This is a genomic window from Streptomyces sp. NPDC017943 (assembly GCF_044328425.1).
GTDB classification, from domain to species: domain Bacteria; phylum Actinomycetota; class Actinomycetes; order Streptomycetales; family Streptomycetaceae; genus Streptomyces; species Streptomyces djakartensis_A.
In genome coordinates, this window is record NZ_JBIRHH010000014.1 from 82110 (window position 1) to 108317 (window position 26208).

Here is a 26208-nt window from a genome sequence, read left to right on the forward strand (position 1 = left end):
GTGATGCGAGCCGACCGCGGCGGCGGCCCGGGCAGCACGCTGCTGCGCTGCCCGAGCCGCCTGTATGAGGTGCGCCGTCACAGCCCAAGAGCGCTGCAGGCGTCGCACACCCACGCCGTCGCCGGGGCCGGCCGTCGCCCACCCGCCGCAGCGGACTGAGCTCCGGTGACCCCGAACCACCCGCCGCACCGGGAGCACTGCCAGCCACCGCCGCCCGTCACCACCGGCACGGACGCGGCGGGGGCCGGGGCGGCGCCGGGCGGGCAGTCGCTGCCCGAGCAGGACCACCGCCCGCACAGCGGGCACGCGTCATCCGCCATCACCGGCCGGTACAGGGTCAGCACCGGCTGACGCTCGAAACCGGGAGCCATCTCCTGCAGCGTGCGCCGCGCCCGACGCCCCTCCGGGACGAGGGCGTCAGCTTCGCGCACCATGCGGTCCACCAGGACGCCGAGCTGGCGCAGCGCAAGACCGGAGCAGGGGCCGGAGTGGAAGGCGCTGCACTGGTCGCACCAGTACTCCGGACCGGCGGCCGCTGTTGTACGGGTGGTGGGTCGTGTCATGATCGTCGTGGTCAAGGGATTGTGCCCCTTTCCTTTTGACCAGACAGCCCCGGGGTCGATCGCCAAATCGCCGGGGCTGTCACTGTTTGGCTGGCCGGACGGCCCGCCACGGCCCCTCCCTCACCCCCTCGTGACGCTCTGGTTAAGGGGTGGGGGAGGGACCGTGGCGGGCCGTTCAGGCGGCAGCCGCGAACCCGACCAACGGCGCGGCCGTCTTGGCGGGGCGGATCAGGTAGTCGCTGTTCGTCCACACCGAGCCGACCGCGAAGGGCTGGCCGTCGGGGCGCAGGGTGTCGCGGACGATGACCGCCCACCGCGCACTGGCCCGGCGCAGCAGCTGCGCGGCCTCGGCCGGGTCGGTGATGAGCGCCAGGACCTCGAAGCGTCCGTCGCTGTTCTGGTAGATGGCGCCGGGGCGGCGGGGGCCGATCTCCTGATCGGTGCTGGGCAAAGCGATGGCGGTCAGCATCATGCTGCGGCTCCGATTCAGGCGGGCGTCGGCGTGCTGGGGGTGTGGGCGGCCACCGCCGGGCTGAGGCCGGCGGCCGTCCCGCTCGTGCGGCTGCGGGCGGACCGGAAGGGGCGGCCTGCTGCTCCCTGCGGGGGCTGTCATGCTGTTCATCAGTGGGTCGTCCTTCTCGTGAGGTGAGGTGACCTGCTGCGACAAGAACCCCCCAGGGCTGTCTCCCTGGGGGGTTCGTCGTATGTGCGTCCTGCAGCCAACCGCAGGCGCGGTTGGCAGCGGGCAGACAGTTGTCAGACCTGGACGAACTCGATCGCGCTCATCACCTTCGTGCCGTGCAGCGCGACAACGGTGAGGAGACTGCCGTCCCGGGTACGCAGCTGCTCGCCCTTCGCGGTCCGGGTGTGCACGACCGGCTCGAAGCCAGCCACCGTGTTCACGCCGATCAGGCGGTACGCCTCCTCCGAGCTCAGCCCGGCGACGGTGTAGCGGGTCGCCGGCGTCGCGCCGAAGAACTGGTGGCTGATCAGGGATTCCATGGGCTCTCCTCCCGGGGTGAGTGGAGCGGGATGGTCCTCCGCGCTCTCCACCGCCCACCGAACGACCCAAAGGCCGGCGGTGGGCGACTGGGCAGCGCGGGGCTGCAAAATAGGGGGCGCGGCCTCTGCCGCCGCGCTGCTCGCCTTGTGTGCTGAGAGGGAGGACGAGGTTCCCTCGGTCCCGACGCGGCTCCTCGCCTCGGCTGGGACCGGGTGCCGAGGGTCTGGGAGTGTGTCGCGTCGTTCTTTTACGTCGTGGGGATGTCAGCCCTCCACGCTCTCCGTCAGTAATAAGCGCCCGGTTGGTACTGCACCGGGCCGCCCCCACGAACTGAGCGCCTGACAGGTCATCGCGTGTGCCGACTGCCACCACCAGCGGTGATGGCGCCGCACGACGGGTTTCCACTCACCTCCGGCCGGTGTGGCACGGCCGGTACTGCGGTGGTGGATCACGCTGTGGAGTTCTCAAGGAACAGCCGCTGCCTTCCAGAGCCAGCCCAAGGGCTGGATGTCCGGGCGGATGCTGTCGGGAGTCGCGCTTCCGGCTCCCACATCCGGCGCCGCCCGCGGGGCGGTTCCGGGTGAAGGAGCCGGGTCCGAAGACCCGGCGGTGGTGCGGGAGGTCAGGCCGCGATCGGCAGGGAGGCCGCGGCGGCCGGCCGCGTCATGCGCAGCTGCGTGGCGTAGGGGAGGAGCACGTCGACCAGGCGCTCGCGCACCAGCTCGGTGGCGGTCGGGTCGGTGGCGACGATGTCGCGGGCGGCGAGCATCCGGTTCTCGCGAGCCTCGATCGCGGCGACGGCGGCGGTGATGTCCAGGCAGTCCAGCTGCTCGTGGGGAAGGGGGCCGGCCTCGAACATTTCCAGCGGCGTACCGAAGGCCACGTCCAGGTCCAAGCCGCCGAACTCGGGGAGCGGTACCTCCACCGCCTCCAGGAGCGCGAGCGTCTCCGTGTCGAAGGTCTCGGTGGCGAGGCCGGCGGTGGGGCGGCTGGTGGTGTTCATGGGGTGGAGCTCCCTTCGGTAGGAGCCCGCGCAGAGGCGGGTCAGGTTCATTCGGGCAGGCCAAATAAGCGTCTTCTGGCGGCCCATCCCTTGCGGGGTGGAACGCCTTGGACAGTAGTAGCACTGCTAGTGCGAGTCAACACTTTGACTGCTAGCTAGCACCCTTGCTTTAGGTGTGAGAATGTGTGCATGCTTACGCGACGTGGAGAGGAAGACTTCGTGGCTAGCGGATACGCACTGGTGGTGCGCTTCACCCTGCGAGACACCTCGGCAGCCCGGCAGTTCGACGACTTGGTCGCTCAGACCATCGAGGGCATCCGCACCGAGGCCGGCACGCTCGTCTACACCGTGCACACCCCGGTGGACGAGCCCCTGGTGCGGGTCTTCTACGAGCTGTACGCCGACCGCGAGGCGTTCCAGGCGCACGAGGACCAGGCCCACACTCAGCACTTCCTCGAGGCCCGCGAGGCGCACCTGAGCAGCGTCGAAGTCACATTTCTCAACGAACTGGACGGCCTGAGCAAGCGACCCGAGACGGAGCAGTCGTGAAGCCGACCGGTAGGGACGTCGATCCGCAGGATCGTGCCTTCGGGCAGCGTGTCCAGAGATTCCGGAAGGAGCGAGGCCGCACGCAGGCCGAGTTCGCGGCAGCGCTCGGGAAGACCAGCAGTTGGCTTTCCCAGGTCGAACGGGGTGTTCAGCCCGTCCAGCGCATGGACCTGCTCCAGCAGATCGCCGACGAGCTGGGCGTGTCCGTCCAGCAACTGCGTCCCAGCGTTCCGGCAGACGGGCCATCACAGGCACCCACCGCTCAGTCGCTCTCCAACGATCTGGACGAGACCCGTCGCCTGCTGTCCGGCCACCCGGCGCTTCAGACTCTGCTCGCCGCCGGCCGTGACGACTCCGGAGCAACGCGCGCCGTCGAAGCCCTGCGGAGCGACGTCGATGACCTCTGGGACCTGACCCATGCAGGTCAGCTCGCACAGGTCAGCACCCTCGCGGTTCAGCTGCTCCCCGAGATGGAGCGGACCGCACGGACAGCTCCCAGCGAGCACCAGGCAGAGCTGTACCTGCTGCTGTCCCGGGCCTACCAGGCCCTGTCCGCAGCGTTCGTGCGACAGGACGAGGCAGATGCCGCCTGGGTGGCCGCCGACCGTGCGGTCTTCGCGGCCGAGCGGTCCGGCGACCCTCTGCACGTCTGCGCCAGCGTGTTCCGCATGGTGCAGGCGTTCGTACGACTTCGCAGCCTCGGACAGGCCGAACATGCTGCGCAGACCGCCATCAGCGCGCTGGGTGAACAGGCCAGCCAGTCCCCCGAGTCCCTGTCGGTCCTCGGCTCCCTGCATCTGGCCCTCGCTCTCGTCCGGGCCCGTGCCAGTGCTCGGACGGAGGCCAAGGAGGAGATCGACAAGGCTCGCGCCATCGCCGCGCAGCTCGGGGAGAACCGCAACGACTTCAATCTGGAGTTCGGCCCGGTCAACGTCGAGATTCAGGCGGTCAGCACCGCCGTGGACCTGGGCGACGCCGGCGAGGCGCTGGACATCGGCCTCACCATCGACGCCACCGAACTCTCGCCCGAGAGGCAGGGCCGGCTCCTGATGGACCTGGGCCGCGCCCACGCGCAGAGGCGCCACGGCGGCGAGGCCCTCGACTGCCTGCTGCGCGCCGAGGCCATCGCCCCCGAGATCATCCAAACGCATCAAGCGGCCCGCGCAGCTATTCACGAGCTCGTCCTGGTGGCGGGGCCAAACGCTTCGCGCGAGCTGCTGGACCTCGCCGAAAGAGCTGATGCCCTGGACTAGTTCGGATCCGTCCCAGCCGTCGCCGTGGTGATCGATAGCCACCCGGCTGATGGCCGGGCTGGGTTCACGCTGCGACTGCTTCCTGAATCGAGATCACTTGATGTATGTTTTCAGAAAACATCAGGTCAGATGGAGGGTGCTATGTCGGATCCGCTGCGTCGAGACGATGCCCTGGTGGATGCTGACACGCTGCCCCCGCCGCACATTCGTCGGCAGCTGCGCCTTGCTGCGAACTTGACCCAGGTGGAAGTCGCCGAGGCCATTGGCGTCAAGCGTCTCGCCATAGTCGGATGGGAAGCCGGCCGCACGCAGCCCCACCGCGCCAACCGCCTGAAGTATGCGGAGTTTCTGCGCGATCTGGCCAAGGAGCACCCAGCCGTCGCCCAGGGAGGTCTGCGTGAGGATTGATCTTGCTCCCGGCTTCAGGCACGCCGACTCCACCTACGCTTTCGAGGGGGTCGGGGTGACATAGCCGCCACCGGCCGCGCGCGCCAAATGAGTGGACTCACAATCCACTCCGGCCCCGCGCGGCCCTTCGTGCCGACCACTAGGTCGGCCGCCCAGTCCCCGGTTGGCGCCGATTCTGGGCTCCAGCTCATCGAGCTGGGTCTCTCGCTACTGCATCACTGCAAAACCCCGCCCTGGCAGGCGGGTCCACCCGGTCCGCCTTGGCAAGCGGGCCACCTCGGCTCTCCAGGAGCCCCTTTGGCAGGGGGCCTCTGTTGAGCCACAGCGTCACCCCGGGTTCCGGCGGCTTTGGCAGGCCGTCGGTGCTCGGGGCTCCATCCGTACAGAGCGCTCGGCCGTGTTCGGGTCCCTTGGCAGGGGCCTAGTCGCGGTCGGGGCGATCCATTTGAAGGTTGGTGTCCCCGTCATGGTGCCCGATCTGGCGCCCCCTGAAAAGTCGAAGGCTGTCCGTTTCGGCGAGGTTTGCGGCTTCCGGTCTTCCCGTGTGACGGAATCGCTGTCCAACTTCTTCCTGTTCGCCACTTTTGAACAGGAAGCGGGTTTTCCGGTAGGAAGCTACAAGAGCAGCGCTTTCGAGCCGGTTTCGATGGGCGTGGTCGGTGCGCCGGCTACCCAGCTCTTCCACCCCTGCCCCGAGTTCATCGGCACCGCCGTCGACGGCGGTGCCTGCGAGGGTGCCGTCCCGTGTGGCGGGACGGATTCCAAGATTGTTGCCCGCCGGGCGGGAGTGGCCGGGTCGATCGGGGCTCGGCGGACTTTGTCCACAGGGCTACCGGTGCAGGGTCGTCGGATGGATGAAGAAACGGGCGTTCTGCCTGTTCCGGTGGGTGTCCGCTTTGGCGTGTACACCGGCCCGATGACGACGCTGATGGCTTCGGCCCTGGTGGCTTCCATCGCTCCTCTCGGGGCAGTGGGCCGATGAGCGTCGTGGCGGCATGGGCCGCTGCGTTCGCGCGCCCCCGTGCGGAGTTGTCCGTCCCGGCCGGGCCAGTCCCGGAGCGGGCGGCGGGTCATCCGCTGTCGCTCGGGTCGGACGCGCGCGCCCGTCTGGGTGGCGCGGTGCGGATGCTGCTGGACCTGGACGGCCTGGACGGCGCGTCGGACGCGGTGCGCCTGGCGGTGCTGGTGCTGGCGTCGCGGACGCCGTCGGAGAACGGCGTGGTGGAGATCTATACCTCCGAGCTGGGCCGATGGATCGGCGCATCTGCGTCGTACACGGCCTCCGACGTGGTGCCGGGTCTACGCCGCTCGGGCCTGGTCTGCGTGGAGACGAAGGAGGGCGAGTACGGGCAGGACGATGGCCTCAAGTGCAAGGTTCTGCCGCTGTGGGCGGCGCAGGATGTCGTCGGGCACCCGCTGAACCTGGCGAAGAAGGAGTACGCGACGCTGCAGCGGCTGATGGAGGCCGTGATGGGGCCGGGCTGGAGGCACCGCGACGGCCGTGTCACTCCGGCCGGGCTGATCGGTACGCGTACCGGTCGGGGGGCTGCGACGGACCGGTTGGCGCTGCTGCTGCTGGTGCTGGAGGCGCGGGAGAGCGGTCGGGTGCGGCTGTGCGGCGGGGCGGTGGACACCAAGCGCGGCCGCGCGGCGGCGACGGTGGCCCGGCTGCTGGGGTGCACGGCGTCGGCGGGGGAGCGGGTGCTGGAGCGCCTGGAGGACCGGGAGCTGGTGCTGCGGGTGCGGCTGAAGACGGGCTCGGGCCTGCGGAGCCGGTCTCGGCTGATGATGCCGGCGGTCGCCGCCGCGCACGGCCGCACGGTCGCCGACGACATCCTGGAGGACCGTGCGCAGGCCCCGGAGCCCGAGTTTTCAGACCCCGACGTTGCGGCAAGGGCTGGTGAGGCGCCGGAGACGAAGACGGAGTCCCAGGTCAGCGGCGTGCCGGTGACGGATGTGGCGGACGTTGCAGAGCCCGACGTTGCGGCAGCCCTTCACACTGACCACCCTCACCTGGTTACTCCCGTCTTTCCCCCCGCTCTCTCTGGTGGTTTTTCCGGCGAAGGCCGTGGGGCTGAAGGCCATCGGCCGGAGCGCGCGTACGCGGGCGAGGACCAGGCCGCCGACGGCGGGACGGCTGCTGCCGAGTCGGCGCCTCCGGTGGCCGAGGACGGCCCGCTGCGCGGGGAAAAGCCGGAAGAGTTCCCGGTCGAAGAGCGTGAGGGGCAGCGTGCTGCCGGTGCTGTGGCCGGTGGCCGGCCTAAGGCTGTGGGTTGGAACAAGGCACGGCAGCAGCAGAGGGTGGGCCTTCCGGCTCGTCCTGCTCTGCAGGTGGCTTTGGGGCCGGTCGAGGGGTTGTGGGTGCAGCTTTCCGGCTGGCAGCAGGACCAGGTCCAGGCGGCCGCGGAGGCGGAGATCAAGCGGCTGGAGGGCCTGCTGGAGCATCAGGGCGGCGGGCCGCGGCTGCTGGCCGACCGGCTCACCGACCGGCTGAAGGAGACCGGCGGCGAAGCCCTGGTCGACCGCCCGTTCCCGTGGCTGATGCGGCGTGGCCTGGTGCAGCGCCAGGCGTGCACGGACCGGCGCTGCGACGACGGGATCCGGCTGGACACGAGGGCTGAGTGCGAGATGTGCGGCAACGTGATCCACATCCGGCGGGCCCAGCGAGCGAAGATCGCGGCGGAGGTCGACCGGGAGCTGCCCGGCCTGACCGAGGGCGAGCGTCGCCGGGTCATCGAGGCCCGGCTGCGCGAGCAGGCAGCCATCGAGGCGGAGGACCTCGCCTGGCGCCAGGAGCAGGCCCGCATGGAGCAGGCCCGCCGCGATGCCGCCCGCGCGGCTGCCCAGGAGCGGGCGGAGCACGAGCGCCAGGCCGCGGCCGCCGCCGACGCGGTGCGCCAGACTCTGCCGTGCGAGGACTGCGGGCTTGAGCGGTCGGCCGGCCTGTGCGAGGCATGCGGTCTTCGGCGCCGGACCGAGACGGCGATCGTGGAGGCCGGGCTCATCGCCGCGACCTGGTCGGCTGACCTGGACGACCCTCACGACGTCGCCGCCGTCACCGCCCACGTCCGGGCCTCGCTGCAGGCCGACATCGAGCGGGCCCGGCGTGAGTTCCTGGAGCTCATGGAGCCGGGCGCGCTGGAGGCGGACCCGATCTTGGCGGCGTCCGCGCTGGCCTTCGCCGCGCTCCAGGCCGTTCAGCAGGCCCTGCCGAACTACCGCAGCAGCGCCCTCGGACGGCTCGGACGCACCGAGGAAGCCGAGGCGGAGGCCCGGCGGGCGTACAAGACCGAGCAGAGCCGCCACTGGTACAGGCACAACCCGAACGGCGCGGACGCCGTCGCCGCCGCAACGGGCAAGGCTGAGGCCGCCCGTCAGCGCACGGCCGAGCACCTGCTCGCGGTACGGATGCAGCAGCTGCGCGAGCAGCTGGCAGCGCGGACCGAGCAGGCTGCGGTCGCACCGTGGACGGACCGACTGCCGGAGCTCGCCGCGCGCTCGCCGGAAGGCGACACGGTCGGGGCGGTGATCGCGTGAGCTGCGAGCTGAGCGGGGTCGACCTCGCGCGTCAGGCTTTGGTCGCGGCTCGGGAAGCGGCGAAGAAGAACGGCGGCACCCAGGCGAAGAAGCCAAAGCGGCGTACCGGCGCGGTCGTACGCCGCGACGGCCGCGAGCCGCTCGGGCTAGGCAGCGCGATCAGCATGATGATGACCGAGCGCGGCATGGTCGCCCCGGCCGCAGGCGGCAGCGTCCTCGCACAGTTCGACGACATCCTCGCCGCGGCCGCGCCGGAGCTCGCCGGTCACGTCCAGGCCGTGAAGTTCGACGCCGACACCGGCCGCCTGGACGTCGCCCCCGACGCCCCCGCGTACGGCACGAAGCTGCGCTGGAGCGCGCCGAAGCTGGTCGCGGCCGCCAACGAGAAGGTGCGCGACGCGAACGTCCGCACGGTGAACGTCCTGGCGCCCGCGCCCGTGAAGGCCGGCTCCGCCATGGCGGCCGCCGATCCGATCCCGCAGACGGCCCCGCCCGCCGGGCTGGTGCACCAACGGACCCCGCCGGACGGCTACCGCCTGGCCGTCGAAGCGCACCGCCAGGCCGCGCGGCCGTCCCGGGTTGACCCGGACATCGCGGAAGCGGTGGAGCGGCAGACCGCCGCGATGCGGGAGCTGTCCCGCCGCGCGTTCCTCGAGCACGACGTCCTGTCGGACGATGCGTCGGCTTCGATCGAGCAGGTCCGTGCCGAGGGCCGTCGTCCGGCTGAGGTCTCCCGCGCCGCGGCCCTGCGCCGGGCCCGCGCGGAGAAGCCAGAACGCTGCCCAGCGGCGGACCGGGAAGGCGAGCGCGTTGAGGCTACGGTGACGATCGCGGCGGTTTGCCGGTTCGGCGGACACGTGCGACTGCTGCTGGAGAGCCACAACGGCGAGACGGCACACGCCCAGGTGTCCGCCAGCCGCTTCGCCGCAGCCGAGGAAGCACTCGGACGCTCCCTCAAGGCCAGCGACCAGGTCCTGGTGCGCGGGTATGTCGAGCAGGAGCCTGCCCTGCGTGCCGGAATCAAGAGCGTTGACGTCGGCTCGATCCGGGCAGAGGCATGAACCGGGCCGTCTCTCTGCTGTCCTCCGCCACGGTGTGCCCCACACGGACGGCGGAGGACAGCAGGGGCGCCCGCGCCCTCAGGACGGTGGGGTAGGGAAAGTTGCTGCTGGCCCGGTGGCACGCTGCCGGCCGCAGTCCCGGTGCCGAGATCCGGACGTGGCGGGAAGCGCGCCCGAGGAGCTCGCGGCCCTGACGGCCCGCTGGCTGCGCGGACACCTCCTCTGGCACCCCAACTGGCACGCGGCCCCGGATCCGGAGACCGTGCCCCTGGGGAAGGCCCTCGCAGCCGCCAGCGAGGCAGGATTCCTCACCGAAGGCCCTCAGCCCGGTGAGCTCGCCACGTACCATGAACTGCCGTGGTGGCATAGGGCGTTCGTCTCCGGCTTCGTCGCTGACCCGGCGCTCGCCCGGCCCTGTGCGCGCGGGCCGCCCAGGCCGGGCTGGCACGAGGACCCCGGCGAAGGCGAAACGCTCCACGCCGACCTGGACAGCGTCGAGTTTCTCCGCACCTCCGGCTACGGCATCTGGGCCCAGCGCAGCCTTGCCGCCGCCATGCGTACAGCTGCTGACCTACTCGACGCCGCTGAGACCGGCTGATGTGGGCAGGACACCCCTGAGGGCGTGCGACGCGAACCGCTTCCGCGCCCGGGCCAGCCTGCTACCACCCTGCTACCATTCGAGGGTGACTTCCACGAAGAAGCAGACACAGGTCAGGCTCGACGAGGACGTGCTGGAGGCCGGCAAGGCCGCCGCGCGCTCACGTTCGCTGGACTTCAACAAATACGTGGAGCGCCTCATCGTCGAGGACACCACCGGTGCCCGTGCCGCCGGCATGACGGCCGCCCAGCGGCTCATCGATGAGCACGGTACGTTCCTCGACGACCTGGAGCAGCAGCTCGACGCCCCGTACGACCAGCAGCCGGGTGCGGCCGCGTGATCCTGCACGTCGACGAATCCTGGATCCTCGAAGTAGCGGAGCGTGCCGGGCATCGTGACCCCGCCGCCGACGACTACGGCGTGCCCATCGCCGCTGTCGCCCGCCACCGCGGCGAACTCCTCGACACCCCCGTCTACGGCGGCGCTTTCGCCCGCGCCGCCGCACTGGTGCACACCCTGGGCCGCTGCCGCTGGCTGGAGCGCTCCAACCTCACCGTCGCCTGCGCCGTCGCCGTCATGTACCTCGAAGCCAGCAACATCCCCGTCAACCCCACCCGCGAACAGCTCACCGCACTCGCCCACGAGCTCAACAATCCCCGCTGCACCGCCGACCGGATCGCCTCCTTCCTGCGTACCTGGAAACCCTGAACCTGGACCGGCCGGTGATCGCCTTCGGGCCACGCCAGATCACTGAGCCAGGGGTTCGCCACCCAGGAAACCCGCGCCGCCGACACCGACGCGGCCGCGTGGTGACCCCACGCCCCTGGGTAGCCGGGACCTGCACGAGATCCAGCGGCACGGTCACGCCGGATGACCTGGTCACCGAGACGTATCTCAGCACCAACGGCCAGTACCTGCACTACGAGCCTGAGGAGTCCATCGCGCTCATGAGGCGCGCGGAGCCCAAGGGCGCCCGTGTCCAGGCCGCGCGGCTGCGCGGCCCGGACCACCGGCTGAGGCTCCGGCCCGGAGCAGGGTCTATCCGTCCCCGTCTTCGTCGGGCACCTCGAACGTGATGGCCTGCTCGTTCTCCACCTTCTCCGCGGCACTCAGCCGCTCGATCTTGTACTTCTCGTCCAGGACGCGGGCCTTCAGTCCCCAGGACAGCGCGCGAGCCCGCATCCCGTTGTCACCGGTGATCACCGTGACCGGGGCCGGGGCTATGGCCTGCTGCAGATAGCAGGCGCGCGCGACGATCTCATCGTCGTTGTTCGTCAGTCGCACATGCCCGGGCTCGTCCAGGAGGACATCGACGACGGTGTCTTCGTTCACCACCGCGTGGCCGTCGGCCTCGATCTGGGCCAGGATCTGCTCCAGGAGCGCGAAGACGCCACGCGCCCGCTTCCGGACACCGGTGTCGTGAGTGTCGTACGACTTCTTGTCGATCTCGTCAATCACCACGTGCGGGATCATCACGGACGTGCCGCGGCCGAAGAGCCGCTGCCACGGGATCTTGTCGAAGCGCATGTAGTGCAGCAGGTCGTTGGTGTCCAGCACCACCGTCCGCACCGCGTGGCGGGTGAACCGGCCTTGTGTCTGTCGCAGTTCATTGGCCAACTCCATGAAGTACGTGCGCACTTCCTGCAATTCAGTGTTGATCAGGGCCGTCCACCGGCGCGGGTGGGCGAACTGGCCATGCACGATCGCGTTGTAGCGCTCTCCCCGCAGCCGTGCCGCCACGGAACGGTCGGCGAACGCGTCCAGCAGATCGGTCGCGGCCTGGAGCGTCCACTGGTCGTAGTCGCGCACCATCCGGTTGACTGCCTGCTCCCAGTTGTCGGGCAGGCCGACCACGATGCCGTCGAAGTGGTGGGGAACGGCGTTCTGGAGATTGTTGAGCCCCTGGTCAGTCAGGTCTTCCAGCAGCTTGATTGCCTGGCCGCAGGTCGTTCCGGGCCTCAACAGCATGCATGTGCTCCTCACAGTACGGGCCGTCCGCAACACGGACGGGCTGAGCATAGGCTCCGTTCGGTGGAGACCTTCTTGATCATCACGGCAGCGGTCCTGTGGGGTGCTGGCACAGGCCTGCTCATACCGCGCGCCGCGTACCGGCTTTCCGTGCCGCCCGATGAGCCGTGGCGGACAGCGTGTCCGGCCGGACACCCCTTCATCGGTGCCGGCAACGGATGGCTCGGGCGGGCCCGCTGCGCCGACGTCCATCCAGACTGGCGTGACGTCACGCAAGCCCAGGACGGGAAGCCCGGCGCTCGCCAAGGCCGGTCGTCGCCCGGATCACCTGGTTCGAGCCCAAGGTTGGCCTGCCTCCGGAGACACGACAGCGTCGTACCGCACCGGACGGGAGCGGTACGACGCTGCGGCGCGGGGCCCTAGCTGCGGAAGTGCTCCTCGAAGTGCCGGCCGAACTCCTCGTCGTCCGGCAGTTCGCCATCAGGCGTAACCGCGTCAGCGGCCGAAGGAAGCTCCCGGGCGAGCTGGTCCGCGTACGCCTGCACGGACATCCCGGCGTCTGCGGCGTCCTCCGCCACGTCGTCCGGGTCCAGCACCTCCAGCAGTTGCGCACCGGTGATCGGCAGGTTCTCGATCTCTGCGCTGACCCACGAGCCGACCTCGTCGGCGAACCCGTTCTCCGCAAGGAACACCAGCAGCGCGCCCATCTCCTCCGCGCTGACCTGCTCCGCCGCCTCCGTCGTCATTTCTTCGCTCCCTCGACGACCCCGCTTGCCGCCGCATCCGCGGCGGCGTATGCCCCTCCGTACCCCTTCAGGAGGTCGCGGAGCTTGTCGCCGCCGCGCTTCTCCTTCGCCCCGCGCCTGCGGGCGGCACCCGCCACCCCGCGTCGTCCTCGTCTGCGCATGACATCTCTCCCGTCATCACTCACATGGTCGCTACTTAATGTATTCAGATAACCGCGTAGGGTGAGAAGTGTCTTATCGAGACGGCGCACGCCGGACGGACTCCTCAGCTGATCGCTCCTGTGAGTGATTGCCGGCCTGGTCGCGTACCCGCTGGATCGAGGCGCGGGTTAGCCGCTCATGCAACCTCTTGCGATCAAGTCGGCCGTCACCGCGGCGGCCGCTGTCCTGCTGCTGGCCCCCTCGGCGTCCGCGGCGGTGCCGATGAGCGCGAACGACACCAACGAGGAAGTGACGATCTCCGTCAAGGGTCGAGGCCTGCACGTCGATACGATCACCGTCACCAGCAGGAAGCAACGCACCCACGAGGCCTTCCGCGTTTACCGGCACACCGGCTCGTCCGCCAGCCAGTCGAACGTCACCCGCTGGAAGAGGGCCCGCTTCCACAACGCCGGCATGACTCGGTTCGCCGCCGCCTCCTGGAAGGTCAACCGGACCTTCCCGCACGGGACGTGGCTGTGCGCGATGGCCAAGCAGTCGTCCGGCAGCCCCTGCATCCGGGTCCACCGCTGACCTGACCCGCACGCGTGAGCGCCCGACCCTGTAGGCGGGCCGGGCGCTCGGTCAGGACCCGGACTCATGACCTAGGCGTGCCCGGAGTCCTGCTCGCGCTTCCGCACGGGGGACGGCGTGGCGCGATCACCATGCCAACGTCAGAGCCGTTCGACGCGTTACGGCCAGCACGTCAGGCGTTCGCCGCCTCGTCCTGATGCTGCTGCAGGGCACGGCGCCAGTCCACGAGCACGGCCTCTCCGGGGGGACGCACGTGTTACGTGGCCGACCGCCGGGTGCCGTCCCGGTGTGACCATTCCACCCACACGGGCGGCGCGCGAAGGAATCCGCCGCCAGCGCCCCTTCCGGTACCGCTATCAGGACTGCATGGTCACCTTCATGCTGCGCGGCCTGGCCGCCGCCCTCGTCGTCCTGTCCACCACCGTCGCCTCACCGGCCCATGCCACCGAGACACTGCCCCTGACCGACGCGGTCGAGCGGCTGCCGCTGGGGACGGAGTCGCGTGACGGCTACACCCGCGACAGCTTCCGCCACTGGAACGCCGGCCAGGACCCGGCGGACGGCTGTCACACCCGCGCCGAGGTCCTCCTGCACGAAGCCGTCGAGCCGCCCACGGTCGGTGCCGGCTGCCGTCTGGAGGGTGGCAGCTGGTTCTCCTACTACGACGGCGTCACCGTCACCTCGGCCTCCGGCCTGGACATCGACCACATGGTGCCCCTGGCCGAGGCCTGGGACAGCGGCGCCTCGGCCTGGAGCGCGCAGCGCCGCGAGGCCTACGCCAACGACCAGGGCCAGGAGGCGTCGCTGGTCGCGGTCACCGCCCGCTCCAACCGCAGCAAGGCCGACCAGGACCCCGCCCAGTGGCTCCCGCCCGCGGCCGACGTGCACTGCCGCTACGCGGGCGACTGGGTGGCCACCAAGCTGCGCTGGACCCTGACCACGGACGACACCGAGCTCGCGGCCCTGCGGGAGCTGGCCGGCGACTGCCCGCTGCAGAACGTCGCCTACGAACCGGCGGCCTAGGCCGCTAGCCTCACCGCTGCGGGGCGAGTTCCTGGCGGACATCCAGGTAGCAGCGCAGCCGCACACCAGGCTCGCCCGGGACCCGGGTCGTACGGTCGGCCGTCGCGGTCGCCCAGCGCCCGGCGAGCAGCTCCTGGACGGCGAACGCGGTCCGCTCGTCGCACGCAGCAACATCGACGACGGCAAGGCCCGGCTGTGCCACGTGCGCTTCGTTGATCGGTTTCATGCCAGGCATGACGAGGCCTCGCTGGCTCAGGTTGCCGCCCGTCGGGTCGTTTCACTCGACCGGGTACCGGCAGCCGGAGGTTCGGTTGCAGCGCCGAGCGGCGGTCCCCCGTCTGACGGCCACGGTGACGCCCCCGGCCCGAGGGTCGGGGGCGTCACCGGTGGGTCAGTGCGTCGGCGAGGTGGTCAGCTCACCGCCGGCTGCTGTCGGTCAGCGGTGGCCGTGTCCGTGTCCGTGGCCGCCGTGGCGGTGGTGGCCCCAGGAGGCTTCGTCGATGAGGCGGTCGTTGTGGTTGCGCAGGGTGGCGGTGTCGGAGCGGTTGTCCCAGACGTAGTGGCGGCGGTCCTGGTAGAGGTCGGTGGCGCGGTCGCGGCCGACGCCGGTGTGGATGCGGACCGTGGAGCGGCCCTCGAGGCGGTAGCGGTCGAAGGTGTAGGTGTGGCCGTCCTCGTCCTGAAGGGTCCAGCCGTCGAGGTTGACCGCGCGGCGGGCGGTGTTGGTGATCTCCACCCATTCGCGGTTCAGGGAGCGGTTGGAGCGGTCGTCACGGCCGGGGGAGTCGTACTGGACGGCCGTGATCTGGACCTTGGGCCGGTCGGGGTGGGCGTGGTCGGCGGCGGATGCCGGCAGCGTCACCACCGAGACCAGGGCGCCGGCGGTGAGCGCGGCGGCGGCGATACGGCGAGCGGTGACAGAAGCGAAAGCGGACATCAGGTCCCCTCACGGTGCGGACACCCACCCCAGCCCCACCCATGAGGGCGGGTCCGGGGATGTCGGTGCGGTGTGCGATCGCGGCCGGCTGGCCGCACACACACTCTCGCCACGGCGTGGAGGAGACGTGGGGGAAACATAGCCTCTGTTACCTGTTATCCAGGTTTCTATGACTCTTGGATGTAACATCCACCTATCCACCCCAGGCGCGAAGTTGACGCACCGGCAGGCCCGTATCCGATGCGGCCACTGGGGTACCAGGGGTGTTCGCCAGATCGCGCCACCTCCCATCTACTCGGGCCGTCACCCGAAAGTGAGTAACAGCGGCACGTCGCGGCCGCAGGATCCGATGTGGGAGAACGAAGGAGGACCACACCTCTTCCGCGGGAGGGTCGCCCGATCAGTCACAAGGGCAGCGCGGTCACTCGCCGAAGGCCGGCACGTGGGCCACCTCGTGTCGGTGCGCACACGATAAGCACGGGCGCGGGGTCCGCCACCGCCCGGCCGGTCTCTGGCCACGTCTGGGTGCCCCACCCGGCGCTGAACGTCCACCCCTCCCCCGGATGCACGCTCGCTGCCGGGCGTGGGGTGAGCAGCTGGGCGAGGGCGTGGCTGGCGGCCTGGGACAGGGTGGTGCTGCGGCGGCGTACTGCAGGCGCCCGGCTTGGTCGTAGCGGCTCCGTAGCACCGTCGGGGGCACGGTCAGAGTGCCGGTGACCGCGCCGACGACGGCCTCGGTGGTGACCAGCACTGAAGCGTTAAGGTTGAAGCACCACCACACCGACTGCCCGCCCTCTCCTTCCCCTGTCTCTAATCGAGTCGCTGCTCGACGCAGTCGAGATTCCGTGAGCTGGCGCGCGTGGCTACCCTGCAGGTACAGAATCCCGCCATGGCACGTACACCCAGAGCGCGATCTGCAGACGCCGCAAGGCTCCGGCTGGCCTCCCCCCTCCGTGAAAAACTCAAGGCCGTAGTGTTCGACGCGAATGCCTACGGTCAGGCCCGCCCCGATCTTGACCATCTAGGACGCCTCGCCAGCCGACTGGCTGGCATAGGCGTAGAGACCTGGGTACCTGAGCCTGTCGCTTGGGAGTGGGCGGAGCACCTTGCCAGTGACTGGCAAGTCCTAAAGAACGCGGCGACCGCTGAGCGAAAGCGGCTGCTGGATGCTGGCCTTAACATCCCCGCGCCAACCAACTACGCCAGCAGGGATGAAGTGATTGCGGCGGCGCTTGCCAACCTGGCGAGCACCCCCAACGTGAAGATCATCGACCTCACAGGCCGAAGCGCGATCGAGGGGTTGAAGGACCAAGTCCTTCTCCGCGACCCGGGCAAGCGCAAGGGCGGAAGGGCCCCTGACCCTGACAAGAACATCAAGGGCGTCCCAGGAGTTAAGAGCGGCGCAAGTGACAGTGCCTGGATCCGCGATGTCCTGACGCTTGCTGACCCAGACGAAATCGTGATCGTGTCAAGCGATCGTGACGTCTCGGCCGCCTTCGTCGCCTGGAATAGGCAAGTACCAGAATTGCGTTCCCTTAGCGAACTACGGCCAACGCTCTTCGACTTCACAGTGGACGACGGGCACGCCCGCTCCGCCATCGTTCGGTACCTCCGCGAGCGGCTTCCGGCACAGCTTGAATGGAACGAGATCGACATCGGTCGAATTGTGGGCCTCGAAGCGGCTTACACCCGCGCGCGGGACGGTGACGGCACCAGCCTCAGCAGCTACGGCGCCAGCGTGACGAACCTCGTAGCACTAGCAGGGGTCGGGACGGTCAGGGTCGAGACGAACAAGCCCTCTCGGTTGACCCCAACCAAACCCAGAACCGGACCTGCCGACCCCGGTGTGGCGCAGAAGGAGGCCGCAGACGCGACGGTCTATCTTCTGGCCACTGGTGAGACCACTGTGCAGACCCTGCTAAACGGCGGTGACCCCGAAGTAGAGGTCATTCCGATCAGCAATGTCCTAGTGCGTGCCCACCTCACCTTTCAGTTCGTCGACGGGATCATCACATCCATGGCGGCCGACGCTGATGCCACCGCGGTGATCCTTGAAGAGGCTTTCGATGACGAGGAGTCCATCGAGGAAGCGCTCGTTGAGGCGTTGAATATGGTCCCAGGTATCGCATTGGATGCTGGCCCCCTGGAGGACCAGGTAGTCGACATTCCTGGAACAAATGCCCATGTCGAATTCAGCACAAGCCGGTTCGGCGACGGCCGGTGGGCGTCGGAGATCAACCTCTGGCGTGGTGGAGACGAAGAACACGTACTCGAAGGGGTAGTGGGATTGGAATGCGAATACGATCCTTCTTCCTGGTGGGGTGGCCGCGATGGCTTCCAAGGGCCGGACGCCTACCCCGTATCCGTCTGGGGAGCTGGACTACACGACACCCACAGCGTTTGGGCCTTGTCTGCCTGGTTGATCGAACGCATTGATTGGCCACGATTTCTCTTCCCCACACCAGAGCCTTCAGTGGCGACGAGTGACGAGTCTGTCGACGACTGACCCAGCCGGCGGCCCAGCGCCCCGCCTACTATGGCCGCGGTCCGGTAAGGATTTCGGGGCTCCTGCCCGGTAGCGGAGGTCCTCCAGGCGGTCCGTGCTGACCACGTTCGGCACGGACCGCCGCCCACCTTCCCACTGGAGTGAGGCGCCAGCGCGATCACTCGCCGAAGGCCGGCACCTGGGCGACGTGGATGTCGGTGCGGATGCGGTGGGCGCGGGCGGGGTGTCGCCACCGTCCGGCCGCGTCCCGGGCCACGTCGACGGCCACCTCTATGACGACGTCGGGCTGGACCAGGTGCACGTCCAGCGTGTGCTGCGTGCCAAACCCCGCCCGGAACGTCCACCCGTCCCAAGGATGCGCGCTCGCCGCCGGGGGCTGGGTGAGCTGCTCGGCGAGGGTGCGGCTGGCGGCTGGCGAGAGGGTAGTGCTGCGGCCGGTGTACTGCAGGCGCCCGGCTTGGTCGTAGCGGCCCAGCAGGACCGTGCGGGGTGCGGCCAGGCTGCCGGTGACCGCGCCGACGATGGCCTCGGTTGTGACCCGGACCTTGTACTTCTGCCACGAGCGCACCGGCCGGTATGGCTCGTCCAGCCGCTTGAAGCACAAGCCTTCCAGCCCGGCCGCCGCCCACTCCAGCCACTGCTTCGCGACGGCCGGGTCGGTGGTCGAGGGGCACAGGGTCAGTGCCGTGGGCAGGGCCCGTTCGGCGAACAGTGCTTCGAGGGCTGCGCGCCGTGCACGGTAAGGCCAGCGGGTCAGGTCCGTGTCGCCCTGGTGGAGCAGGTCGAAGGCGACGTAGTGCGCCGGCCACTGCCGGGCTGCCTCGGCCGCGCTCTTGCCGCGGCGGGCCAGGCGCTGCTGCAGCCGCTCGAACGCCAACCGGTCGCTCTCCCACACCACCAGCTCACCGTCCAGGCCGGTGCCCGGTGGCAGCTGCACCGAGGCCGCGGTCCGGATCTCGGGGAACGAGCCGGTCATGTCCGTGCCTTGTCGGGAGCGCAGCAGTACCCGCCCGCCCTTGTAGACGGCCAGCTGTGCGCGGAAGCCGTCCCACTTCGGCTCCGCCGCATACCCGGCGGGCAGGGCAGGGCTGTCCACGGCCACGGTGAGCATCGGCTCGGGCAACGACCACGTCATGCCGCCATCCCTTCCACACCGCGCACGACCAGACCGGCCGGGAGGCATCCGGTCACCCGGCGGACAACCCGAAGGGCGCCGCGCACGCGCTACTCAAGGACGCCCAGGGCGGTGTCCGGCCGGCAGTGAATGCAGGCCGGCACCTGCTGCGCCAGCGCGTCGACGGCCTGCTCGCGAGTGGCGGGGTGGCACCGGCCGCTCTTGGCAGCTGCCCAGCAGTCCCCGGTGTGCACCGCGTCGACGTTTGTGCGGTTGAGCCCGTACTGGATCAGCCAGTCCGGGGGCGCCGGCCGTGCCTGCTCGCCCCGGCGCCGCTCGGCCTCGCGGCGCTCCTCCTCGGCGATCCATTGATCGAGTTGGGCGAGGGCTGCGCTCGCCTGCTGCTCTACCACCTGGCGGGCGAAGTGCAGCAGCTGAAGCCGCGACGCTGTATCGGTCACGCGTTCGATTCTAGAGTCTGTGATGATGCGCGCGGCAGCCGACTCCTTCTGACCCTTCGCAGCGAAGATTGAGCGTTCTCACCGAACCTTGGCCGACTGGCATCCTTCTCGCCGAAGATTGAGCGCGCTGGTCACGGTCTTGGTGATCGATAGAGCGGATATCGGGCGAGAACAATCCCGAGGGGGGATGAAGGTGAGCAGCTTGTCGAGCGACGTGCCGGGCGGGCGGGTGTTGGCCCACAGCGGGAGGGCGGACCGGCCGGACATCGAGTTCCGGCCCGTGCGCAACGGGATGGACTACCTCCTGAGCACAGTGACGCACTTGACCGAGGGGCAGCAGCCGCCCGGCGACCGGAATCTGAAGTACGCGGTCCTGCACCTGCATGCCGCCACGGAGGTGCTGCTCAAAGCACGCCTAGTCCGTGAGCACTGGAGTCTGGTCTTCAGCGACCTGCGCAAAGCGACGAAGCACAAGTTCCACGAAGGCGACTTCGTCAGCGTGACCGTGGATGCAACCATAGACCGCCTGCGCGACATCGTCGGCCTCGACATCGGTCAAGCGAACCGCGGAGCCATCAACGAACTGACTCGCACCCGCAACGCATTCACTCACTACGGGCACACGGCGCCGGCGTACGCGGTCGAGACCCAGATCGCGCGGGTGCTCGGCTTCCTCGTCGACTTCATCCGCACACACCTCTACGACTCGCGGTACCCCAGCCAGTTCGGTGCGGAGTTCAACGACATGATGGAGCGCATCCAGGTGCGGCTGGGACGCATCGACTCGTTGGTGAAAGACCGGATGGGCGATGTCACCGCAGCGCTCAGAGGCATGGCGGACCGCACGGTGCTGTGCCCACACTGCCGGCAGTACGCCGTGGTGATACCGCAGGAAGACCGCGACCGCACCGAAGACCTGGTCCCCGAGTCAATGCTGCACTGCCGCTTCTGCACTGCGCGGTGGTCCTCCTACGAGCTGGCGCGGCTGTACGTGCTTGAGGTCGTCGGCCCGGACAACGGACAGCTACACCCGTGCGGGTGTAGCGAGAACGGGCCGTGGGCTGATGATCCGTCCGTAGTGATCGGCGCCTCGACCGCAGAGGAACCGGACACCTTCATGGGGCTCTGCTTCCGCTGCGGAGCCAGGTACTACCGCACGGTAGAGCCACCACAGCGACAGGTCTGAGTGCGCCGGTTGGCTAGGGCCTGTCTGACAAATGATCACCGAGAGTGTGCGTGCTCGGTGATCACGCGCCTTGCCGTCCTGACCTTGGCCGGGACGACCCGGCACGCCGTCGTCACGGTCACCCGCCTGCGCAGTACCTGAACCGAGCAGCGCGGCACGGTACTGCCTTCCGAACGCCGGCCCCTGCATCTCGGAACCGTCACAACCCTCGAGGAGACCGCGCGCCCAGGCCGCGTTCTCCGCACGGCGCTCGCGCAGCTCGATCTGGTAGTCGACGACCGTCGCGATCCGCCAGCACATCGGGCACAGGTAGCGGCCGCGCCGCTCCGACAGCGGCAGCTGGCAGTTCGCCCCACAGTCCGTACACACCCGGGCCGTCGCCGACCGGCGCGCTTCCGCGGCCGCCAGCTGCCCGCCGGTCGCCTTCGTCGGCCGCGAATCCTTCACCGCGTACAGCGCGATCTCGATCTCCTTGTCGCGGAAGTCGCGGCCGGCCACGTAGCCGCGGACCGGGCCGACCGGCTCGCGGGGGAGGTCAGCCCGGCTCAGCTGGGTCTTGGAGGCCAGAGACCACGGGACCTCGTTCCAGCGGGGGTGCCAGACCGCCTCCTGCGGTTTCTGGTCCGGCGTCAGCTGCTGCTCCGTCACGCTGCGTCTCCTCTGCGGGGGTTGGATGGCGCCCTCGGCATTGCCGTCTCCTAGGGGGACGGTAGCCGTTCGACGCCCACCAACGCAAGCACGCTTAGGGCTCTGACCAGCGATTTTCTAGTTTGCAAACTTTGTACGGAGGGCGGCCGCGGCATCGATCCCACGATCCAACCCGCCCCGCCACACATCACCAACCGTGGTCACCTCGCTCGCAAGCCGGGCGTACTCCCTCAGCGGGTCCTGCAAGTCGTCCAGGTCGCCATAGAACCGGGCAGGCACCATCCCCGGGTGCCGGTCTCGCCACGCCAGCAGCGCCTCGATCGACTTCGCCGACGTATGCCAGCAGGCCGCATACACCGTCCGCGCCAACGGCTGAGGCAGCCGCAACGGCACAGACTTGGGGTAGCCGCCATCCCGCGAACCGGGCCACCGCCCTGGATCCATCGCCTCTCCCGGAACCGGCGGCCACCGCCGGTCCCACCAGCCGCGGGCCCTCAACTCCGACTCGATACCGTGCATGGCGAGCACATCGACCGTGTCGAGCAACTCGCCGGCCTTCCGCAGCCGCTCCATCTCACCCCGCCGCGCGGCCCGCACCTTCTTCGCATCCTGACGACTCAGGCCTGCCACACTCCACCGATCGTCGCTCTCAAGCTCCGCCCGGTACTTCTTCTGCGCCTTCAACTCTTCCGTCAGGCGCTCCCGCACCTCCAGACGGACCTTCGCGGTGACTTGATATTTACCCAGCCTCTCCATGCGCTCATCATGGCATTCCTAGTTTGCAAACCCTTCGCGCACGCAGCGCGAAGCGACGCGTGGAGGGGTGCCCCGAAGGTCCCCCGCCGCGTCGGCGCAATGCGCTGACGATCGCTCCGCACCCGAACCCGCCCCGGCGCCGCCGGCACCCTCCACCAGCACGACAGCGGACCGTCGGCCGCAGATCTTCAGCCGACCGACCCCACACGGTGGAGTGTGCAGACTGCGCCGGACATGCGGAGGCCGGGGCCCGGTTCCCGGCCTCCGTACTGCCGGCTGCTGACCACCCCTGCGGCAACCTGGCCCGTCAACCCACACCACAGGGCTGCCAATAATGAGTGAGAATCTCAAAAAAAATAGTGACTTCATCAGTTGACTAGGTGGATTCTGGTATAATCTTGGGGACTTGAGTGTTTAGGAGGGTGAGTGAGTCAGTCGCCGCAGGAAGAGCATGTGATCGGCGCGACCGCAGCGCGGAGCAGCCTGTACTCGCTGGTGAAGCTCGTTGAAGAGGGGCGCACCACGGTGATCACCAAGCACAAGGTGCGCGCTCTGCTCGCGCCGTTGGACCGGTTCCCGGCGGCCCGGAAGACCGATGCTTTCCCGGCCCACGTGCTGAGTACGGCGCAGAAGGACCTCGGTGACCTCGTGACGCTGGCAGCGAAGGGCCAACCGCAGGTCCTCCTTCGCAACACCACGCCGGTCGCGGTACTGCTCCCCGCCGACCCCGCCTCAAGTGCCCTCTCATCCGACACGGCCGCGCACCCCGGCGCGGCGACTGCAGGAGGTGCGGTGAACAGCCAAGGCAACCAGGACCGCAGCAGCGCGCCGCGCAGGCTCGCCACGCTGGGCGACGCCATCGGTTCCGTACTCACCGACGGCCCGGTCGGCGGAGCCTTGTTCGGGCTGCCCGGCCTGGACGCCGCCACGGGCGGTCTGCAGCCGGGCCGGCTGACGCTCGTGGCGGCGGCCCCGAACGTCGGCGGGAGCCTGCTGGGTCTTGCCGCCGCACGGCAGACCGCGCTCGTCGACCGTCACACGGTCCTCTACGCGGCGTCCGGGCCCAACAGGGACGACATTTTCCGCCGGATCATCTCCGCCGAGACCGGCGGCGACTACCCGCGCCTGAAGCAGGGCCGCCTCACCGCGCAGGAGCAGCAGGTCGCCCGGCAACTGGTCCAGGCGGGCGACCTGCTCATGATCGATGACGGCACCAACCTGACGGCTGAGGACATCGCGGAAACCGCGCCGCACATGGAGAGCCTGGCCCTCGTGGTCGTGGACCGTCTCCAGGCCGCCCACAGCGCCCGCCTCCCGCTGTCCGGAGAGCGTCTCCCGGACGCCTCCCAGGTCCTGGCCGGCCTCGCACGCACCCTTCACGTACCGGTCGTCGCCGTCGTGGACAGCGACGACCCCACGCTCCTGGCACTCCTGGATGCCGACGTCGTCGTGACGCTCACAGCGACCGCCGACCTGGGCAAGGTCCAGGTGACGGTCACCGAACGCGACTTCGGCACGATCGGCTCGGCATATCTGCAGCCCGACCTGCTCCACGCTCGCTTCCTCGACGCAGAAACCGGACCCATCGACCGCGCCCACGGCCCGGCGGGCGCAGATCTCTCGCCTGCCACCGGCGGAACGGGAACCGCGGCGCTGGAACTGGCTGAAGCGGCCCTTCCCTACACGTCCGGCGGACACCAGGGGATCCCCGCCGCCCTCACCCACGAGCTGGCGGCCTGGCGGACCGCAGTCGCAGGTGGCGACCAGGACGCCCTGAAGGAGATCCTGCCGTCGCTGCTCCAGGCCGCCGCAGCGGTATCGGGGATGCCGGACACTCACGAAGGGCACCGCCTCGCCGCCGCACTGCGGCCCTTCAGCACGCCCATGTCCGCCGACACTGCCGGAAGCGCCGGTCAGGTCGCTGCTGTCGGTGCCCCTGTGCACGCCCCGGCAGATAGCGGCCAGGGGCAGGATGCCGTAGCGGAAGACGAGGAAGACGGCGAGGACGGTCTGGCGCCGGGGGATGAGGAGGACGAGCCCGAGGGCCACGTCTTCCCCGCCTTGAAGATCCTCAAGGACTCGGTCGGCCGCTCGAAGATGCACCCGATCCCCGTCATCCGCACCGAGGCCCGCGACAGCGCCCCGTGGACTTTGATCAGCGAGCACATGGACGGCGAGCCCCGCTGGGTCCACCCCGACGTCACCGCCACCCGTGTTCCCCACATCCGGGCGAGCGGAAAGCGCGTCCGGCGCGACCAGCTCGAGGTGCCCGACTCCTTCGGAGAGGGCGTGCTGTGCCTGATCGACCGCAACGGCAGCTTCCCCTCCGCCTGTTCGGCCGTCCCCCTTGCCCCGAACAAGCTCCTGCACACCGGCCCGCTCGACGCGTACGACAAAGCCGGAGCTGGCATTTACCTCATCGACATCCCGGAGTGGAACCGCACCGACATGCCGCACCCCCTGGGGCGGATCATCGACCGCCCCGACGAGGACGGCCGGGTATGGGTCACCACCCCCCACATCAAGCAGCTGGTGAAGCTCGCCCGCGACAACCACATCGGCGCCATGCCGACCATCCACGACTCCTGGACCGGCAAGGCCAACGAGTCCCTCTTCAAGCCCTTCTACGAGGCCACCCGCAAGGCACGGACCGAACTCGTCCAGGTCGGCGGCGACCCCTACAAGGCGTACAAGACCCGCCTGTCCATCGCGCTGCGCCTGCTGTGGCCCAAGCGCCCCGCGCAGCGCTCCCCGTTCTGGCGGCCGGACTGGCGCATGAGCATGGTCGCCGAGGCCTCCGTCCGGCACTGGACCGTCGCGTTCAAGGCCGTCCAGGAAGGCCACCAGCTCGTCGCACTGCGCAACGTCGACCAGGCCATCTTCTGGACGCCGCCCGGCACGCCGCCGTCCACGTACCGGATCGGGACCGGCTTCGGCGAAGTGAAGCGCAAGTTCGTCCAGGCCGGAGAGACCATCCTCGAAGGTGACGACTGATGGCCGGCCCCACCGGCCACGGCGGATCTCTGGGAGCCGCCCTGAACGACCTCTTGCGCTCCCAGGTCACGCCCCGCCACCGGCTGTCGTCGTACAACGCCAAGCACTGGCACGCCCAGCTCAGCCAGCTCACCGCGACCCACCGAGGGCAGCAGGCCCTGGCGGACGCTGGCCTGAACGTCACGACCAAGACGCTCATCAACTGGCTGTCCGACTCCGAGTACAACGTCCGCCGCAGCTACCAGGACCTCATCCACACCGCGTACGAGAACGTCGCCATCGTCCCCGCCGACCCGCTTCCCGACCACATCACGCAGGGCCAGTACGAGATCAGCGGCGTCGTCAAAACCGGGGACGACGAACGTACACGCGGCACGGTGGACGCCGCGCCCCTGCGGATTGACGGCAGCCGGGGCAACTGGGACGGGATCGGGGAACTCTGGCTCGCCGGTGAACTCACCGACGACGAGTTCGAGGACCACTTCATCGACGAAGTCATCGTCGAGGACATCGGCGAAGGCACCGACGGCTGGGAGTTCTCCGGCGCCTCGTACTCCGTCGAAGTCAGATAGCACGCACGAGCAGCCGACCACTCGCCGCGACAGGGGAATTCACTTCATGAGCCACCTGCCGGAACGGCGGAGGTTGCCGCTGAACGCCGTATATGGGCAGAGGGACGCGAACGCCGAACACCGTCCTGCCCTCCATCGGCTCGCCGGCGACGTCAGGGAGAGGACGAAGCCGTGGCTTAGCCCTCTCCTCCAGGACCGCCCCGTTGGCCAGGGCGGCGGGGCCCACGACGCCCAGGGCGACCTTCGCCTGGGTGACGGCGTTCTCGGCCAGCTTGACCTCGCTGACGATCCCGTCGAGGAGGTCCTGCCCTACAGCCTGGCGCGCCTTGCCCAATACAGCCACCGAGAGGGTGCTGGTCAGGCCCGCGCTGTTGAGGGCGACGAGCCGCACCCAGCGGTCGGCATAGCCCTCCACGGCGATCGTGACGCTTCCGTCGGTGATGGCAGCGGCCAAGGTGTCGAAGCCGTCCAGCAGCGCGGCGAAGCGCCGGGCGTCCGACTGAGTGTCTAGGAAGGTGGCCATGGCGCGGCATGGCCACCGTTCACTCGGCTAGTGCCGCGTCGCGATCAACGGGACGAACGCTGCCTGC

The 26208-nt window shown here is 69.4% G+C and carries 27 protein-coding genes; 15 read left to right on the plus strand and 12 right to left on the minus strand.

Annotation, left to right across the window (positions count from 1 at the left end; all coding sequences use genetic code 11):
* Positions 1–77 precede the first annotated feature (77 nt).
* From ACH4C6_RS32585 to ACH4C6_RS32600, 4 genes are all read right to left on the minus strand, one after another.
* Positions 78–563, minus strand: a complete 486-nt coding sequence (locus ACH4C6_RS32585; protein ID WP_398112265.1) for a hypothetical protein — start codon at positions 561–563, stop codon at positions 78–80.
* Between the two features lie 175 nt (positions 564–738).
* Positions 739–1035, minus strand: coding sequence for a hypothetical protein (locus ACH4C6_RS32590; protein WP_398112266.1), 297 nt, complete (start codon positions 1033–1035; stop codon positions 739–741).
* A gap of 284 nt (positions 1036–1319) precedes the next feature.
* Positions 1320–1565 (minus strand): hypothetical protein, encoded by a 246-nt coding sequence (locus tag ACH4C6_RS32595; RefSeq protein ID WP_398112267.1) that lies wholly within the window; start codon positions 1563–1565, stop codon positions 1320–1322.
* A gap of 623 nt (positions 1566–2188) precedes the next feature.
* A complete protein-coding gene (locus ACH4C6_RS32600) occupies positions 2189–2569 on the minus strand; it encodes a hypothetical protein (RefSeq protein WP_398112268.1) in 381 nt (126 codons plus the stop codon).
* 219 nt (positions 2570–2788) lie between these two features.
* Here ACH4C6_RS32600 and ACH4C6_RS32605 point away from each other — a divergent pair, with 219 nt between their 5' ends.
* The 9 genes from ACH4C6_RS32605 (at position 2789) to ACH4C6_RS32645 (ending at position 10683) form a co-directional block, all read left to right on the plus strand.
* Positions 2789–3118: a putative quinol monooxygenase gene (locus ACH4C6_RS32605; protein WP_398112269.1), complete on the plus strand. Its 330-nt coding sequence runs from the start codon at positions 2789–2791 to the stop codon at positions 3116–3118.
* Positions 3115–4371, plus strand: coding sequence for a helix-turn-helix domain-containing protein (locus tag ACH4C6_RS32610; RefSeq protein ID WP_398112270.1), 1257 nt, complete (start codon positions 3115–3117; stop codon positions 4369–4371). The genes ACH4C6_RS32605 and ACH4C6_RS32610 overlap by 4 nt, the downstream gene beginning before the upstream one ends.
* A gap of 141 nt (positions 4372–4512) precedes the next feature.
* Positions 4513–4779, plus strand: coding sequence for a helix-turn-helix transcriptional regulator (locus ACH4C6_RS32615; RefSeq protein WP_398112271.1), 267 nt, complete (start codon positions 4513–4515; stop codon positions 4777–4779).
* A gap of 466 nt (positions 4780–5245) precedes the next feature.
* Positions 5246–5761 carry a hypothetical protein gene (locus tag ACH4C6_RS32620; RefSeq protein WP_398112272.1) on the plus strand — a complete coding sequence of 172 codons (516 nt, stop codon included), beginning with the start codon at positions 5246–5248 and terminating at the stop codon, positions 5759–5761.
* Positions 5758–8316 (plus strand): hypothetical protein, encoded by a 2559-nt coding sequence (locus ACH4C6_RS32625; protein WP_398112274.1) that lies wholly within the window; start codon positions 5758–5760, stop codon positions 8314–8316. Before ACH4C6_RS32620 ends, ACH4C6_RS32625 begins: the two co-directional genes overlap by 4 nt.
* A complete protein-coding gene (locus ACH4C6_RS32630) occupies positions 8313–9377 on the plus strand; it encodes a DciA family protein (RefSeq protein WP_398112275.1) in 1065 nt (354 codons plus the stop codon). Before ACH4C6_RS32625 ends, ACH4C6_RS32630 begins: the two co-directional genes overlap by 4 nt.
* Before the next feature lie 157 nt (positions 9378–9534).
* The gene (locus ACH4C6_RS32635; RefSeq protein WP_398112276.1) at positions 9535–9975 is read left to right on the plus strand and encodes a DUF6919 domain-containing protein; all 441 of its coding nucleotides are present in this window, start codon (positions 9535–9537) and stop codon (positions 9973–9975) included.
* An 85-nt stretch (positions 9976–10060) separates the two neighbouring features.
* On the plus strand, positions 10061–10315 hold the full coding sequence (locus ACH4C6_RS32640; RefSeq protein WP_398112277.1) for a hypothetical protein: 255 nt from the start codon (positions 10061–10063) through the stop codon (positions 10313–10315).
* The gene (locus ACH4C6_RS32645; protein WP_398112278.1) at positions 10312–10683 is read left to right on the plus strand and encodes a fic family toxin-antitoxin system, toxin component; all 372 of its coding nucleotides are present in this window, start codon (positions 10312–10314) and stop codon (positions 10681–10683) included. The genes ACH4C6_RS32640 and ACH4C6_RS32645 overlap by 4 nt, the downstream gene beginning before the upstream one ends.
* 330 nt (positions 10684–11013) lie before the next feature.
* Here the strand turns inward: ACH4C6_RS32645 and ACH4C6_RS32650 are convergent, their stop codons facing one another.
* Positions 11014–11943 (minus strand): PIN domain-containing protein, encoded by a 930-nt coding sequence (locus ACH4C6_RS32650; protein WP_398112279.1) that lies wholly within the window; start codon positions 11941–11943, stop codon positions 11014–11016.
* A 419-nt stretch (positions 11944–12362) separates the two neighbouring features.
* A complete protein-coding gene (locus tag ACH4C6_RS32655) occupies positions 12363–12689 on the minus strand; it encodes a YidB family protein (protein WP_398112280.1) in 327 nt (108 codons plus the stop codon).
* A gap of 339 nt (positions 12690–13028) precedes the next feature.
* Here ACH4C6_RS32655 and ACH4C6_RS32660 point away from each other — a divergent pair, with 339 nt between their 5' ends.
* The gene (locus ACH4C6_RS32660) at positions 13029–13421 is read left to right on the plus strand and encodes a hypothetical protein (RefSeq protein ID WP_398112281.1); all 393 of its coding nucleotides are present in this window, start codon (positions 13029–13031) and stop codon (positions 13419–13421) included.
* A 366-nt stretch (positions 13422–13787) separates the two neighbouring features.
* Positions 13788–14444, plus strand: a complete 657-nt coding sequence (locus ACH4C6_RS32665; RefSeq protein ID WP_398112282.1) for an HNH endonuclease family protein — start codon at positions 13788–13790, stop codon at positions 14442–14444.
* Positions 14445–14454: 10 nt separating this feature from the next.
* On the opposite strand, the gene ACH4C6_RS32670 is transcribed toward ACH4C6_RS32665, so the two are convergent.
* Both ACH4C6_RS32670 and ACH4C6_RS32675 read right to left on the minus strand, forming a co-directional pair.
* Complete coding sequence (locus ACH4C6_RS32670; RefSeq protein ID WP_398112283.1) at positions 14455–14670, minus strand: DUF6207 family protein; 216 nt, start codon at positions 14668–14670, stop codon at positions 14455–14457.
* A gap of 210 nt (positions 14671–14880) precedes the next feature.
* On the minus strand, positions 14881–15381 hold the full coding sequence (locus tag ACH4C6_RS32675) for a lamin tail domain-containing protein (protein ID WP_398112284.1): 501 nt from the start codon (positions 15379–15381) through the stop codon (positions 14881–14883).
* A gap of 889 nt (positions 15382–16270) precedes the next feature.
* Here ACH4C6_RS32675 and ACH4C6_RS32680 point away from each other — a divergent pair.
* Positions 16271–17887, plus strand: coding sequence for a hypothetical protein (locus ACH4C6_RS32680; RefSeq protein ID WP_398112285.1), 1617 nt, complete (start codon positions 16271–16273; stop codon positions 17885–17887).
* 157 nt (positions 17888–18044) lie between these two features.
* Here ACH4C6_RS32680 and ACH4C6_RS32685 read toward each other — a convergent pair whose 3' ends face one another.
* Together ACH4C6_RS32685 and ACH4C6_RS32690 are read right to left on the minus strand one after the other, a co-directional pair.
* Positions 18045–19022, minus strand: coding sequence for an ATP-dependent DNA ligase (locus tag ACH4C6_RS32685; RefSeq protein ID WP_398112286.1), 978 nt, complete (start codon positions 19020–19022; stop codon positions 18045–18047).
* Positions 19023–19111: 89 nt separating this feature from the next.
* A complete protein-coding gene (locus tag ACH4C6_RS32690; protein WP_398112287.1) occupies positions 19112–19462 on the minus strand; it encodes a DUF6233 domain-containing protein in 351 nt (116 codons plus the stop codon).
* Positions 19463–19664: 202 nt separating this feature from the next.
* Here ACH4C6_RS32690 and ACH4C6_RS32695 point away from each other — a divergent pair, with 202 nt between their 5' ends.
* On the plus strand, positions 19665–20648 hold the full coding sequence (locus ACH4C6_RS32695; RefSeq protein ID WP_398112288.1) for a hypothetical protein: 984 nt from the start codon (positions 19665–19667) through the stop codon (positions 20646–20648).
* Between the two features lie 765 nt (positions 20649–21413).
* Here the strand turns inward: ACH4C6_RS32695 and ACH4C6_RS32700 are convergent.
* Positions 21414–22052, minus strand: coding sequence for a hypothetical protein (locus ACH4C6_RS32700; protein ID WP_398112290.1), 639 nt, complete (start codon positions 22050–22052; stop codon positions 21414–21416).
* A 426-nt stretch (positions 22053–22478) separates the two neighbouring features.
* On the opposite strand from ACH4C6_RS32700, the gene ACH4C6_RS32705 reads away from it, so the two are divergent.
* Entirely contained in the window at positions 22479–25046 is a 2568-nt protein-coding gene (locus tag ACH4C6_RS32705) for a DnaB-like helicase C-terminal domain-containing protein (protein WP_398112291.1), read from the plus strand.
* Positions 25046–25618: a hypothetical protein gene (locus tag ACH4C6_RS32710; protein ID WP_398112292.1), complete on the plus strand. Its 573-nt coding sequence runs from the start codon at positions 25046–25048 to the stop codon at positions 25616–25618. The genes ACH4C6_RS32705 and ACH4C6_RS32710 overlap by 1 nt, the downstream gene beginning before the upstream one ends.
* Here ACH4C6_RS32710 and ACH4C6_RS32715 read toward each other — a convergent pair.
* Positions 25611–26141, minus strand: coding sequence for a hypothetical protein (locus tag ACH4C6_RS32715; protein WP_398112294.1), 531 nt, complete (start codon positions 26139–26141; stop codon positions 25611–25613). The genes ACH4C6_RS32710 and ACH4C6_RS32715 overlap by 8 nt on opposite strands.
* Positions 26142–26208: the final 67 nt, after the last annotated feature.